Below are 13,460 nucleotides of genomic sequence, written 5' to 3'. Positions count from 1 at the left end.
GCTTACCGCTTATAATCTCGTCCGTTTAGAGATGGTGGCGATAGCAAAAGAGGCAGAGGTTGCACCCACTCGAATTAGTTTTACGGCAGCAATAAGTCTGATAGATACCCAATTGAGGTGGCAGGCTCTATCACCTGATGGAAAGTTGCCCGCTAAATTGAAGCAAATGCGTGCCGATATAAAACACTTTATCTTGCCTGATAAAAGAAAGCACCGAACGTATCCACGTTCAGTGCTTTATATACCTAGCCGCTATCCACTTAGGTTTAAACAGTAATGCTTATCCGAACGGCATTACACTTCAAGTGGGCTTTATTAGCGGCCTTAAATTTGCTGATCATATTTAAGGCGCTGAATTTTTAACAATGCTTTTATCGTTAGTCTTTCTTGTACATGTCATGGCAGCCTTTACAGCTTTTGCCTGTATTACCAAATGCTTGCTTGATTTGCTTTTTATCACCCGTTTGGGCTGCTAAGTCTAATTTAACCGCATTTTCTTGGAATGTGGTCATCTTAGTATCAAAGTCTGCTTTGTTTGACCAAATCTTTGCTAAAGCTTCTGTATCGCCTTTATCAGAGCCTGCAATAAAACCTTCATGAGGTATTTTAGCTAATGCGGCTAAATTAGCTGCGCGAGTTTGAAATACAGTTAATTCAAACTCTTTTTTGCCTTTCATCATTGCAGCCATATCGCCAAATTGGTAGCGGATCAAGCTAAAACCAGCTTTACGATAATCGATAGCGTCATTGGCATCTTCAAAGTTATGTGCGTTGACAGTTGGAATAAGCAATGCGCTGACAGCTAAGGCCAATATTTTATTTTTCATGACAGGTCTCTTTTTATTTATTGATTTATAGGTGTTTGTCACATTTTAAGCATAAATTTGAACCAAGTGCGAGTCTAGTTTTGTGTTTAATTGTAAATTTGATTTTTACAATAATTATCAGGCTAATTATGGCGATATGATTTCTGTATCCGCAGAATTATTGCTACACTTTGTACTGTTAAGGCATTACTAAAAGAGAGCGTTATGCGAGCTAATTGGGATTCAGTTGTAGAAAAGATATTAAGCTATCCAAATTCTGATGAATTAGGCATTTTATTTCAGTTATTAATGACAGAAGAAGAGCGTAGTGCAGTTGCTGGTAGGTTAAAGGTTTTTCAACTTTTATTGCAAGGTGAGCTAAGTCAGCGTCAAATATCTGCAGAATATCAAGTGAGCATTGCGACCATTACCCGCTGTTCAAACTATTTAAAAAATATGCCTCAAGCGCAAAAAGACAAAGTCCAGCAGCTGATACTGGACTAGTGACTTATGCCGCGCTAGCTATCTAAATTTAGCTTTAATGTTCCTTGAGGGATGCTTATGGCATCGATAGCTGATACGGCGCAGTAATATATAGCCTCCGTATGTAAAAAGCCCTATCGACAATAACTGTGCTGAATCTTGAGGGAAAAAACGAAAGGTGATTACGGCCGAAATAATGTATATGAATGGCATAAAGCCATATATTGAATCGGGTAGGTAACCCTCGACTCGTTTTCTTTTCTTGTCCGTTCGGCGGTTTCTAGAGCGTAGGTTCCAGACATGAGCGCCGTAAAAAAAGACTAATATTGAAGCAACAACAATATAGGGTTGTTCAATGAAAGGTACGCTAGCTGCGCCGACAATCATATAGGTGTAAGGTAAAATTTCGTATAGCGGTTTAATTAACATAAGCACTCCTTCGCTTTAAATTAATTTTCAAACAGCAACAAAGGTTAACTCTATAACCTTTAAACCAGCTGCTTTCTCGTTACTAAAGCACAGAGAAACAATCAAAACCTGTGCTCAGCAATGCTTGTGGTTAAGTTTCGCTGACAATTTATCTAAGATTAATAATAACGTAAAAAAAATACGTCAACCTAAAAAAGGCTAACGTATTTAATAATTCAATCTTTAGATTGAGTTAATCCAGTCTAAGTTGTTGAATCAATGTCTAGGACAAAATTTGTTTATTAGACTTTAGTGGCAGCCACAACCGCCATTGCCATCACAACCCGGCTTGTCAGTATCACAAGCTTCATGGGCGTGCTCGCTGCCACAACCACCAGCAGCGTGAATATGACCATGGGCAATTTCTTCAGCAGTAGCTTCTCGTACATCCATCACTTCAACACTGAAGTTTAATGCTTGACCTGCTAAAGGGTGGTTGCCATCAACAACCACTACAGTATCTTTTACTTCAGTAACTTGAACTGGGCGTTGACCCATTTCAGTTTCAGCGATAAAACGCATACCTGGCACTATGTCTTCGATATCGCCAAATGCTTCAAGAGGGACTTCTTGTTTTAGGCCGTCATGGTATTCACCATATGCTTGTTCAGTTGGAATATTCGCGTCAAATTTGTCACCAACAACTTTACCTTCTAGCTCAGTTTCTAAGCCTGGAATTAAGCCTTCAGTTCCGTGTAGATAAACCATAGGTTCAGCTTCAAATGAGCTTTCGATTAAACGACCTTCTTGATCGGTTAAACTGTAGTGAATAGTTACTGCTGCATGTTTTGTGATTTTCATAACGACTCCAATTCTGAATGTGGCGGCATAATACTATTGTTTTTACAAAGTCGCGATAATTTGTATCAGCTTTTGCTTATTCAATCACATGTTTTTAAATCAAGTATCTCGCTGGCTGACATTTGCTTTAACTCGCGGCGCATCCGGTTACTTATCCTTTTGCAAAGGATGTTTTTGCTATTGTTGCTGTGACTAAATTTACGCGCAGTACACAGGCCATTGTTTTTAAATAGATTAGATGAATCATTTTCATGGTGGTTTGCGCTGCCATGTTTATTAAAATGCTATTTTTAGTGCTTAGGCACTGAAATTTAATGCAAGAAGGTTTTTGGCGCTTTTGAATAACCACCTAAAAATCAAAATAGTAGTAAGCTCATGAGTTATAAGCTTTTATAATTTCTTACCTATTGTGGGTTACGTTTACGTTAACATACTTTAAAAGCTGTTTTGGAGGCATTTTATAGTGTGAGAGCTGCGAATATTGTGATTTCAGCAGTGATTTTGCTTGTTATCAATCGAGTGCTTAAAAATAAACCACCAATTAGGGGTTGACAACTTACCTTAAAAAAAGCAATTCTGTTATCAATTCAAAACAAACACATATTAAATCGAGTGTAATGATGAAATCCGTTAACCATGTTGTAGTTACCATTATTACAACCACCACAATTAACATTGTGGGGGCGGGCTGATTACACCCTAAAGATTTATAACGAAAAGCCCGCTTCCCACAAAGAAGCGGGCTTTTTGTTTTCAGATTTAAAATTAATATTTAGTGCTAGCGAGTTAAGGGAGAAGAATATGAAAGTGATGAAATTTGGTGGAACCTCGTTAGCCAATTGGCAACGTTTTTTGATGGCAGCAGACATTATTGAACAGGCTGCTGCTGAAGAGGCTATTGCGACTGTGTTATCAGCGCCTGCAACTGTTACCAACGCCTTGTTAGAGTTAGTGAGTCTGGCACAAACCAATCAAGACTACGCAGCGGTATTAGCCCATATTGAGTCGGTTTTTAGTGGTCTTTTTAGTGACGCTGAACAAGCGTTAATTTCACCGCAGCAAAAAGCGCTACTGGATCAAAAGCTGGCGCTGCAATTAGCTGACTGGAATGACAAGGTCACTGGAATAAAGTTGCTTAACGAATGCCCCGATCATGTTCAAGCGCAGGTTATCGTCTCTGGGGAGCGTTTGTCGGCTGCCTTAATGGAACAAGTGATGCTGGCAAAATCACTTACCGCTGCGCAGTTTGACCCAAGAAAATTATTCTTAGCCCATGGTAAGCCACTTGAATCTATTGTTGATATCAATGAAAGCAAGCCGCGTTTTGCTGCGGTTGCATTAAATGAAGCACGGGTATGGATTATGCCAGGTTTTACTGCTGCTAATGAGCAAGGTAAAACAGTGACTTTAGGGCGAAATGGCTCTGATTACTCTGCAGCGGTTTTAGCGGCTTGTCTTGATGCATCAAGCTGTGAAATCTGGACCGATGTTGATGGGGTGTATAACACTGATCCACGAGTGGTGTTAGATGCTAAATTACTGGAGCAACTGAGCTATCAAGAAGCCATGGAGCTTTCATACTTTGGGGCTAAGGTACTGCATCCCAAAACAATTGCCCCAATTGCTCAATATCATATACCTTGCTATATCAAAAATAGCTTTAACCCTTCAGCACCTGGCACATTAGTGTCTAATCAACCTGACAAAACTGGCTTACAAGTTAAGGCTATTTCTAACCTTGACGAGCAAACGATGTTCAACATTTCAGGCCCTGGCATGAAGGGGATGGTGGGCATGGCGAGTCGAACTCTAGAAGCGATTTCCCGAAGCGGCATTTCAGTTTCATTAATCACTCAAAGCTCGTCTGAATACAGTATTAGCTTTTGTGTTAACTCTGATGAAGCTTATAAAGCAAAACACGCATTAGAAGTTGAATTTGAATTAGAAATCCAATCAGAATTACTCGAGTCTATCGAATTAAGACAAGATTTAGCGATTGTGTCACTTATCGGTGATGGCATGAAAACCCATAAAGGCGCCGCGGCTAAGTTTTTCAGTGCATTAGCTAAAGCTAGCGTTAATATTATCGCAATTGCCCAAGGCTCATCTGAACGTTCAATTTCTACTGTGATTGAGCAGCGTAAAACCAAGCACGCCATTGCCGCCTGTCATCAAGCCTTTTTTGATGTTCAGCAGTATTTAGATGTGTTTTTAGTGGGTAGCGGTAATGTCGGCGCAGGTTTATTAGAGCAAATCAAACAACAAGCATCGATGTTAAAAGAGCAACATATCACGATGCGAGTATGTGGCATTGCCAATTCTCGTAAAATGCTTCTAAGCAGTGCAGGGCTAGATTTAAATAATTGGCAGGCTTTATTGGCTGATAGCGACACAAGCTATGATCTTGCAAAGATGCTGGCATGGGGTAAAGAGCAACAATTACTAAATCCGGTGTTGGTTGACTGTACTTCAAGTGAGTTGGTTTCAGATCGTTATCTTGATGTAATGAATGCTGGCTACCATGTCGTCACCCCGAATAAGAAAGCCAATACCCGTGATTATGCTTACTACCAACAATTGCGCAGCACGGCGTTATTGCAGCGCAGACAATTCTTGTATGAAACAACCGTAGGTGCTGGCCTGCCAGTAATTGATAACTTAAAGAAACTGCTATATGCAGGTGATAAGTTACAGCGATTTAATGGGATCTTATCTGGTTCATTATCTTATATATTCGGTATGTTAGATGAAGGTATGAGCTTATCAGAGGCCACCTCAATCGCTCGTGATAAGTGTTTTACAGAGCCAGATCCTCGTGAAGATTTAAGTGGTTTGGATGTGGCGCGAAAAGTACTAATTCTTGCTCGTGAAGTGGGCATGCCATTAGAGCTTGATGATATTAATGTTGAATCTGTTCTGCCAAGCTCGTTTGATGATTCAGGCGATGTAGACACCTTTATGAATCGTTTACCGCAACTTGATGCACAAGTCAGTGCGCGAGTTGAATCGGCAAAAGCTGAAGGTAAAGTACTGCGTTATGTGGGCCAGATTGAAGCGGGTAAGTGTCATGTGCGTATTGTAGAGGTTGATTCATCAGATCCGTTATACAGCGTAAAAGGCGGTGAGAATGCGCTGGCATTTTACAGCCGTTATTATCAGCCTATTCCTTTTGTATTAAGGGGTTATGGCGCAGGGACTGATGTGACGGCAGCTGGCGCGTTTGCGGATGTATTAAGAACATTAAACTGGACTCGTGAGGTGGGGCTATGAGCAAACAAGTCACTTCAGATAAAGCGATAACTGTTTATGCGCCTGCTTCAATGGGTAATGTCGGTGTTGGGTTTGATTTACTCGGCGCTGCGCTTGCGCCAATTGATGGCAGTTTACTGGGTGACAGAGTGATGATTGAAGCAGCTGATGCTGGCGTTCATTATTCTCAAACGGGCCCATGGGCGCATAAGCTACCAGAAGATGGTAAACAGAATATCGTCTATCAATGTGCTGTGTTTTTTGTTGAAAAACTCAATGCGAAACAAGGTGTGGCGATTTGTTTAGAGAAAAACTTGCCTGTTGGCAGCGGGCTTGGGTCTAGTGCAAGCTCAGTGGTTGCCGCACTTTATGCGCTAAATGAGCACTTCGAGCAACCTTTTGATGAGCAAGCGTTATTGCTCTTAATGGGTGAGTTTGAAGGTAAGATTTCAGGCAGTGTCCATTTTGATAATGTTGCCCCTTGTTATTTAGGCGGCATGCAGTTGATGCTAAATACACCCAATAAGGTGTGCGCTAGTATTCCTACGTTTAAACAATGGTATTGGGTGGTGGCCTACCCGGGGATTTCACTGTCAACGGCCAAGATGCGCGACTTATTACCACCGCAATATGATAAAGCGGTAGCCATCGATTTTGGCCGTCATTTAAGTGCATTTGTGCATGCAAGCTATCAGCAAGATCCAAAGCTTGCTATTAGCGTGTTAAAGGATGTGATGGCTGAGCCTTATCGCGCCGATGCGATTCCCGGTTATAGCCATGCGCGCGCAGAGCTTGAAACGTTAGGCATGTTAACCACCGGCATATCAGGAAGTGGCCCAACGCTGTTTTCTGTAACCGATAATCTAGAAACTGCTGAAGCTGCTAAAGCATGGTTAGAGCAGCATTATTTATCACAGGCTGGTGGGTTTGCCCATGTCTGTCAACTTGATGAGCAAGGTACGCGTCGAGTTTAGTCACCACATTTTAATTTTAAAGGCATTTAGAAATGGAATTATATAATTTAAAGCACCCATCACAAGTGGTCAGTTTTAGTGAAGCGGTAAAATTAGGTTTAGGTAAAGATAGAGGGTTGTTCTTTCCAAAATCTATTCCTGTGCTTGATAATATCGATGAGCTACTCGCGTTACCTTTTGTTGCAAGAAGTCAGCGTATTTTAGGGGCTTGGCTTGCTGATGAAATTGGTCAAGATAAAGTTAATGAGTTAGTTAATGCAGCATTCACTTTTGATGTGCCTTTAGTTAAAGCCGATGAAACACGCGCTTGCCTAGAGTTATTTCACGGCCCGACATTAGCTTTTAAAGATTTTGGCGCGCGCTTTATGGCGCAGTGCGTTAACTTGCTAGCAGGAGATGAAAAGCTCACTATTTTGACGGCGACCTCTGGGGATACTGGCGCGGCGGTGGCAGATGCTTTCTTTGGCCTTGACGCTGTGCAAGTGGTGGTGATGTACCCCAAAGGAAAAATCAGTGAGCTACAAGAGAAGATGTTTACCACTCTAGGTAAGAATATTCATACTGTTGCAGTCACGTCAGATTTTGATGCTTGCCAAACACTGGTTAAGCAGGCCTTTGATGATAGTGATGTCCGTGATGGGCTGCACTTAAACTCGGCGAACTCAATCAATATTAGTCGGTTATTGGCGCAAATTTGTTACTATTTTGAAGCGGTAGCGCAAATGAAGCAAACCAGCAGCGCTGAGATTGTGCTGTCAGTGCCTAGCGGTAACTTTGGTAATTTAACCGCAGGTTTATTTGCCAAGGCTATGGGCTTACCTATTAAGCGCTTTATTGCGGCGACTAACTCAAATGATACTGTGCCACGTTACCTTGCTGCAGGTGATTGGGCTCCAAATACTACAGTGGCGACTATGTCTAATGCGATGGATGTGTCTGAGCCATCAAACTGGCCAAGAGTCGAAGCCATTTGCGAGGCGTTAAATTGGCCGTTATCGTCTATTACAGGGGTGGCGCTTAATGAAGCGCAAACAACTGCGGCGTTAAAAGAGTTATATCAGCTCGGTTATCAATCTGAGCCCCATGCCGCGATTGCCGCACAAGCTTTATCTGATGAGCTTAAAAGTGGCGAAACCGGTATTTTCTTAGGAACGGCACATCCAGCGAAATTTAAAGATGTGGTCGATGTGCAATTACAAATCGATTTACCATTACCCCCAGAGCTTGAAGCTGTAGTGAATAAGCCGATTTTATCAGCAGAGCTGAGCGCTGATTTTACCCAGCTTAAAGAGCACTTATTTAACATTCTTAAATAATAAAGCTTTAATATCAGCTTACTAAAGCACCTTAGGGTGCTTTTTTGTTATTTAAACTCATCCGAATGTTTCAAATTTGTATTTTATGATCTCGGTCATAACATCTGTGCAATCCATAGTGTAGATTGATAATACTAGTCGTTTTAACTTTTTAGACATGAAGGAATTGTGGTAATGGAGAAGATGATACTTAAAAGGCTAATGAATGATCACAAACACATAGCCATATTATTGAATATTCTAGCCAAGAAAAATCACAAACTTTCCCAGGGTGAATCAGTTAATTTTGCGCTTATTCGTGATGTTGTCGAATATATGCAGGTATATGCTGAGCATAGTCACCACCCGGTAGAAGATATTACCTTTGACTACTTTGTTAAGCACTTTCCTAGCCCTAGCACGACCAGACTTCATGATGAACATAGCGGTCTCGCAGAGTCATCTGGTGCATTGATGTATAGTCTGAATTTGATCCTTTCAGATGTGGTGATTTCCCGAGAAAAGTTGGTTTCCGACTTAAAAGCCTATGTTGAAATCCAAACGGCACATATGCAATATGAAGAAAAAGAGTTATTTCCTCTGTTTGCTAAGCAAATGCAGGCCAGTGATTGGGATAATATATGGCAACAATGTGAGCAGCGTTTAGTTGATGATCCGTTATTTAACGACAGTGATGATAATATCTTTGAAGAGCTCAAAGAGCATATTGCCGAAGTTGAACCACAGTAGCTGACTCTGTGTTATCTCGCCTAAAGGGTGAATGATAGCGAGTTAGCAGCATTAAAAAGAGCGCTATAAGCGCTCTTTTTATAGATAGACCTTTGAATAACTATTCAGTTAGTTATCTTGCTTACAATGGCATGGCATCGAAATCAAAATCGAAACTTGTGTCAATGTCTTGAAGTTCCTTAAGTAAGCGCTGTTTATCCTTTAACGCCTCTATTTCTCGCCATTTACGTTTTTTATTTGAGCTTTTTGAGCGAGTTGGTCTTTCAACAACTTGGTCTAGCGCACCACCATAGTCTAAACGATCCATGGTAAACCTCCCTTGTTATTATGATGTCTCTATTCAAATAAATATCATATTCTGTCACTAGAATGCAACAACTATGTTTCATTTATGTTAACGGGGCTTGACGCTTTGATGAAGTTTGATCAGTGTATTTAGAGGCTTGTGCTGAAAGGTAGGCTAACTGTATATAAAAAAGCCAGCTGACGCTGGCTTGTTAGTGTTTAAATCTGACCTTGGCGGTATAAATTAATTAATGAATTACTGGAGCTATCAAGCTCTGTAGCATCATTTTCGGCGCCGATGCGGTCTAGAACATCGTTGCCAAGGACTTTACCTAATTCAACACCCCATTGGTCAAAAGAGTTAATTTGCCATATTGCACCTTGCACAAAAGTGCGGTGTTCATATAAGGCAATTAACGAACCTAAGGTCGTTGGAGTCAGCTTATCCATTAATAAGGTATTGCTTGGCTTATTACCTGCCATTGTCTTGTGCTTAGCAATAAGGGCTTTATCAGCATCAGGCGTATCTTTGCCTGCTAATTCCGCTAAAGCTTCTTCATAAGTGCGACCTTGCATCAATGCTTGGGTTTGGCCAAAGCAGTTTGAAGCAAGCTGGTTATGATGTTCACCTAATGGATTGTGACTTTGCAGTGGCATAATAAAGTCAGCAGGGATAAGTGCAGTACCTTGATGTAGCAACTGGTGATATGCATGTTGGCCATTGGTGCCTTCACCACCCCAGATCACCGGGCCGGTATTGAAATCGACCTGAGTTCCATCAAGCATGACCGACTTACCATTACTTTCCATATCAAGTTGCTGGAAGTAAGCGGGTAAACCACGTAAATAATGATCATAGGTCAAAACTACATGGGATTGTGCATCATGAAAATTGCTATAAAGCACTGATAACATGCCCATAATCACAGGCATATTTTGCTCAAGTGGCGCTTGGGCAAAATGTTGATCCATTTGCTGAGCACCATCAAGCAGTTGCTTGAAGTTATCCATACCCACTAATAACGCTATTGGTAAGCCAATGGCTGACCATAATGAATAACGTCCGCCCACCCAATCCCACATCGGGAAAATATTTTCAGCATCAATACCAAACTCAGTCGCTTTAGTAACGTTTGATGTCACCGCGACAAAGTGCTTGGCGACATCGGCTTGGCTACCACCTTGCTTCAGGAACCAGTCTTTAGCGCTTAGGGTATTGGTCAGTGTTTCTTGGGTGCCAAATGACTTAGATGACATAACAAATAAGGTTGTTTCAGCATCTAAGTTTTTAAGCTTTTCGCAAATAGAGCTTGCATCAACGTTAGCCACAAAATGGCAATTAAGGCCTTTTTGCCAATAAGGCCTTAATGCTTGAGAGACAATTTTAGGCCCAAGGAAAGAGCCACCAATGCCGATACTGACAATATCAGTAATGGTTTTTCCGGTGTAACCTTTCCATTCACCTTGAGATACAGACGCAACAAACTGAGTCATCTTTGCCAGTGTTTGCTGCACTTCAGGGACGATATTCCCCCCTTCTGCCATAATCACTTGCTCAGGCTTACTTCTCAGGGCTGTGTGTAATACTGCACGGCCTTCGGTGTTATTGATAATATCGCCATTAAACATGGCAGAAATCTTAGCTGATAAATTGGTTTCTTCAGCTAATGCAAACAATAATTCTAAGCCTTCCTTGTCGATACGGTTTTTAGAGTAATCTAATAATAAACCGCAGCTTTTAAGGCTCATTTTCTCAAAACGGTCAGGGTCATTAGCAAATAGCTCCCGCATATGCGGAAGCGCTGCTGCATTTTTCTTTAGCTGCTGCCAAGTATTACTCTGAGTTAAATTAGTCATGCAAATCACTCCGTTGATTAGCTAAGTTTTGCGTTTAGCATAACCTCAAGTTTACCTTGGTCGATGGCAAAGTTGCGAATGCCTTCAGCAAGTTTATCTACAGCCATTGGGTCTTGGTTATATTCCCAACGGAACTGCGCTTCGGTTAATGGTGTTGGTGCGGCAACCGTTGTTGTTGCAGGTGTTAGCTTTTGGCTAATAACAGTATCGCTATTGGCTAACTCTTCTAATAGCGCAGGGCCAATCGTTAGGCGGTCACAGCCTGCAAGCTCGATAATTTCGCCAGTGTTACGGAAACTTGCACCCATAACTACTGTGTTATAGCCGTGAAGCTTATAGTAGTTATAGATATCGGTTACTGATACCACACCAGGATCGGTTTGTGCAGTGTAATCAAGGCCTGTGTCTTTCTTATACCAATCTAAAATACGGCCAACAAATGGCGAAATAAGGTAAACACCTGCTTCAGCACAAGCTCTAGCTTGAGCAAAGCTAAATAATAGCGTTAGGTTACAGTTGATGCCTTGTTGCTCAAGCTCTTTTGCTGCGCAGATCCCTTCCCAAGTAGATGCTAACTTGATCAGAATGCGAGATTTATCAATGCCAGCTGCTTGATATAGGTTAATTAGCTTATGGGCTTTTTCGATAGAGCCTGCTTTATCAAAAGAAAGTCTGGCATCGACTTCTGTTGAGATGCGGCCTGGAACAATCTTAAGAATTTCTACACCGATGTTGACCGCTAATTTATCACCTGCGTCTTCAACTTGCTGAGTGGTGTCATTTGACTGCTGTTTTGCCCAAGCGATAGCATCATCAATTAATGGGGCATATTCAGGAATTTGCGCCGCTTTTAAAATTAGAGAAGGGTTGGTGGTTGCGTCTTCTGGTTGGTAGCGTTTAATTGCTTCAATGTCGCCGGTATCAGCAACGATTGTGGTTAGTGCTTTTAGTTGAGCTAACGTGTTCGCCATGGAAATTTCCCTCTCAAGTAACAAAGTTATTTTGTTCAATACAGTTATTAAATGCGATCTTACTGTATTTTCCAACAACATTTGTAAAAAAATTACGCAAATAAACGTGAAATGAGCTCATAAGCAACTAATTGTGTAATTTAATGCCTGATTTATTAGTTGTTTAAGTTGTTTTTATTGTTGAAATAAAATTGTTACCGATAACATCTCTTTGTTGGTAAGGGTTTTATTTTTTAGCTGAGGGCTACAAAAACAAAAAAGTCGCTGCAAGCAGCGACTTTTTATTACCAGCTTAATTAGTTGATTATTTTAGAACCGCACGTTTTTCTGTGCCAGTTACGATAGCTTCAATACGACGATTTTGCTTATGGGCTTCAGCGGTATTGCCTTCCATGATAGGTTTAGTTATACCATAGCCAATAGCTTGAATACGACTTGCGTCAATATCGTATTTAGTGGCTAAAGCTTCAGCGACAGATGTTGCACGACTCTCAGAAAGGGTCATATTATATGCAGGCTTGCCGACATTTGAAGCGTGACCTTCGATTGATACGGTATGCTCAGGATTTTTCTTTAAGTAATTAGCCAACTTTTCAATGTCAGCATAAGAAGCAGACTTAATAACAGAAGAGTTGTTATCAAATAAAATGCCACCTAAGTCATGTTTGTCTGTTACAAATTCGTAGACAGTACAACCTTTGGCATCAACTTTGTGAGTTGCAGGTGTATCAGGACAGCTATCTTGACCATCCATTACGCCATCATTGTCGGAATCAATTGGTGCAGCCGCAACAACAGGGGCAGCAGCTTTCGCTTTACCAAAGCGGTAGCTTAACTCTAAGCCCCAATAGTTACTTTCCATTTCAAGGGTATTATATTTATCATCGTCTAAGTTTTCGTAGCGACGATATTTAGCTTGCAGCTTTAAGTTTTCGGTAAAATTATAACCGATACCAGCACCGATATAGGGTGCAATACCGCTGTCACTGTAATACTCAGTGCCATAATTTTTTATGTTCTTTAAAAGGTAGTTCATCCCGCCAGCTTCAGCAGATAAACTCCACTTGTCAGCGAAAGGATAAAAACCGACTAAACCTAATGCCATGCCTCTAGCGCCGACATCATTACGTTTATTACTGAAATCGGTCCATTGAATACGACCTAAGTCTCTATAACCGAGTTCAATACCAAAATAGTCATTAAATAAGTAACCACCGAAGACATCCCAAGCATAAGGGTCGTCATCTTCACATTGGGTCATTGTTTTAAGGTCGCAATGTGGTTCGTAATTATTAATCCCTAAACCACCACCGACATACCATGGCGTTAGCTCTTGTTCTGCGACAGCGGCAAAAGGCAACATTGAGGTGAGTAATACTACTTTTAAGGTGTTTTTCATCATATATAGTCCATTGTTATTTTATGTCACCAAAACACATGTAAACCGATTGTTTACCTTAAGTGTCACCAGCACTTATTTGGCGTTCCTATTATGATTTAGCTGGCAGGCTAATTATCGTC

The 13,460-nt window shown here is 41.1% G+C and carries 11 protein-coding genes, 1 pseudogene and 1 other annotated feature; of the genes and pseudogenes, 6 read left to right on the top strand and 6 right to left on the bottom strand.

The genetic code is table 11. The annotated features are described in order from the left end of the window. Positions 1-277 (top strand): annotated as a pseudogene (locus BM739_RS17705) (IS4 family transposase); the annotation flags it as partial. Between the two features lie 100 nt (positions 278-377). Here BM739_RS17705 and BM739_RS17700 read toward each other — a convergent pair. Further along, positions 378-827 (bottom strand): cytochrome c, encoded by a 450-nt coding sequence (locus tag BM739_RS17700; RefSeq protein ID WP_076542975.1) that lies wholly within the window; start codon positions 825-827, stop codon positions 378-380. Between the two features lie 204 nt (positions 828-1,031). Here BM739_RS17700 and trpR point away from each other — a divergent pair, with 204 nt between their 5' ends. After that, positions 1,032-1,310: a trp operon repressor gene (gene trpR, locus BM739_RS17695; protein WP_076542974.1), complete on the top strand. Its 279-nt coding sequence runs from the start codon at positions 1,032-1,034 to the stop codon at positions 1,308-1,310. Positions 1,311-2,006: 696 nt separating this feature from the next. Here trpR and BM739_RS17685 read toward each other — a convergent pair. Then, on the bottom strand, positions 2,007-2,558 hold the full coding sequence (locus BM739_RS17685; RefSeq protein ID WP_076542972.1) for a peptidylprolyl isomerase: 552 nt from the start codon (positions 2,556-2,558) through the stop codon (positions 2,007-2,009). A 633-nt stretch (positions 2,559-3,191) separates the two neighbouring features. Continuing rightward, positions 3,192-3,311, top strand: a sequence feature (Thr leader region). Between the two features lie 48 nt (positions 3,312-3,359). Here BM739_RS17685 and thrA point away from each other — a divergent pair. The 4 genes from thrA (at position 3,360) to BM739_RS17665 (ending at position 8,826) form a co-directional block, all read left to right on the top strand. Further along, positions 3,360-5,828, top strand: a complete 2,469-nt coding sequence (gene thrA, locus BM739_RS17680; RefSeq protein WP_076542971.1) for a bifunctional aspartate kinase/homoserine dehydrogenase I — start codon at positions 3,360-3,362, stop codon at positions 5,826-5,828. Continuing rightward, positions 5,825-6,781 (top strand): homoserine kinase, encoded by a 957-nt coding sequence (gene thrB / locus BM739_RS17675; RefSeq protein ID WP_076542970.1) that lies wholly within the window; start codon positions 5,825-5,827, stop codon positions 6,779-6,781. The genes thrA and thrB overlap by 4 nt, the downstream gene beginning before the upstream one ends. A gap of 32 nt (positions 6,782-6,813) precedes the next feature. After that, entirely contained in the window at positions 6,814-8,097 is a 1,284-nt protein-coding gene (gene thrC / locus BM739_RS17670) for a threonine synthase (protein WP_076542969.1), read from the top strand. A 174-nt stretch (positions 8,098-8,271) separates the two neighbouring features. Then, positions 8,272-8,826, top strand: a complete 555-nt coding sequence (locus tag BM739_RS17665; RefSeq protein ID WP_254843579.1) for a hemerythrin domain-containing protein — start codon at positions 8,272-8,274, stop codon at positions 8,824-8,826. 121 nt (positions 8,827-8,947) lie between these two features. Here BM739_RS17665 and BM739_RS17660 read toward each other — a convergent pair whose 3' ends face one another. From BM739_RS17660 to BM739_RS17645, 4 genes are all read right to left on the bottom strand, one after another. Then, entirely contained in the window at positions 8,948-9,133 is a 186-nt protein-coding gene (locus BM739_RS17660; protein ID WP_076542968.1) for a DUF3545 family protein, read from the bottom strand. 197 nt (positions 9,134-9,330) lie between these two features. Continuing rightward, positions 9,331-10,968: a glucose-6-phosphate isomerase gene (pgi, locus tag BM739_RS17655; RefSeq protein ID WP_076542967.1), complete on the bottom strand. Its 1,638-nt coding sequence runs from the start codon at positions 10,966-10,968 to the stop codon at positions 9,331-9,333. 17 nt (positions 10,969-10,985) lie between these two features. Beyond that, entirely contained in the window at positions 10,986-11,939 is a 954-nt protein-coding gene (gene tal, locus BM739_RS17650) for a transaldolase (protein WP_076542966.1), read from the bottom strand. A gap of 304 nt (positions 11,940-12,243) precedes the next feature. Then, a complete protein-coding gene (locus BM739_RS17645; RefSeq protein ID WP_076542965.1) occupies positions 12,244-13,341 on the bottom strand; it encodes an OmpA family protein in 1,098 nt (365 codons plus the stop codon). Positions 13,342-13,460: the final 119 nt, after the last annotated feature.

The organism is Shewanella sp. UCD-KL21 (assembly GCF_001957135.1).
Taxonomy (GTDB): domain Bacteria; phylum Pseudomonadota; class Gammaproteobacteria; order Enterobacterales; family Shewanellaceae; genus Shewanella.
The sequence above is the reverse complement of the archived record's forward strand: the minus strand, read 5'-3'. Positions and strand labels throughout refer to the sequence as shown.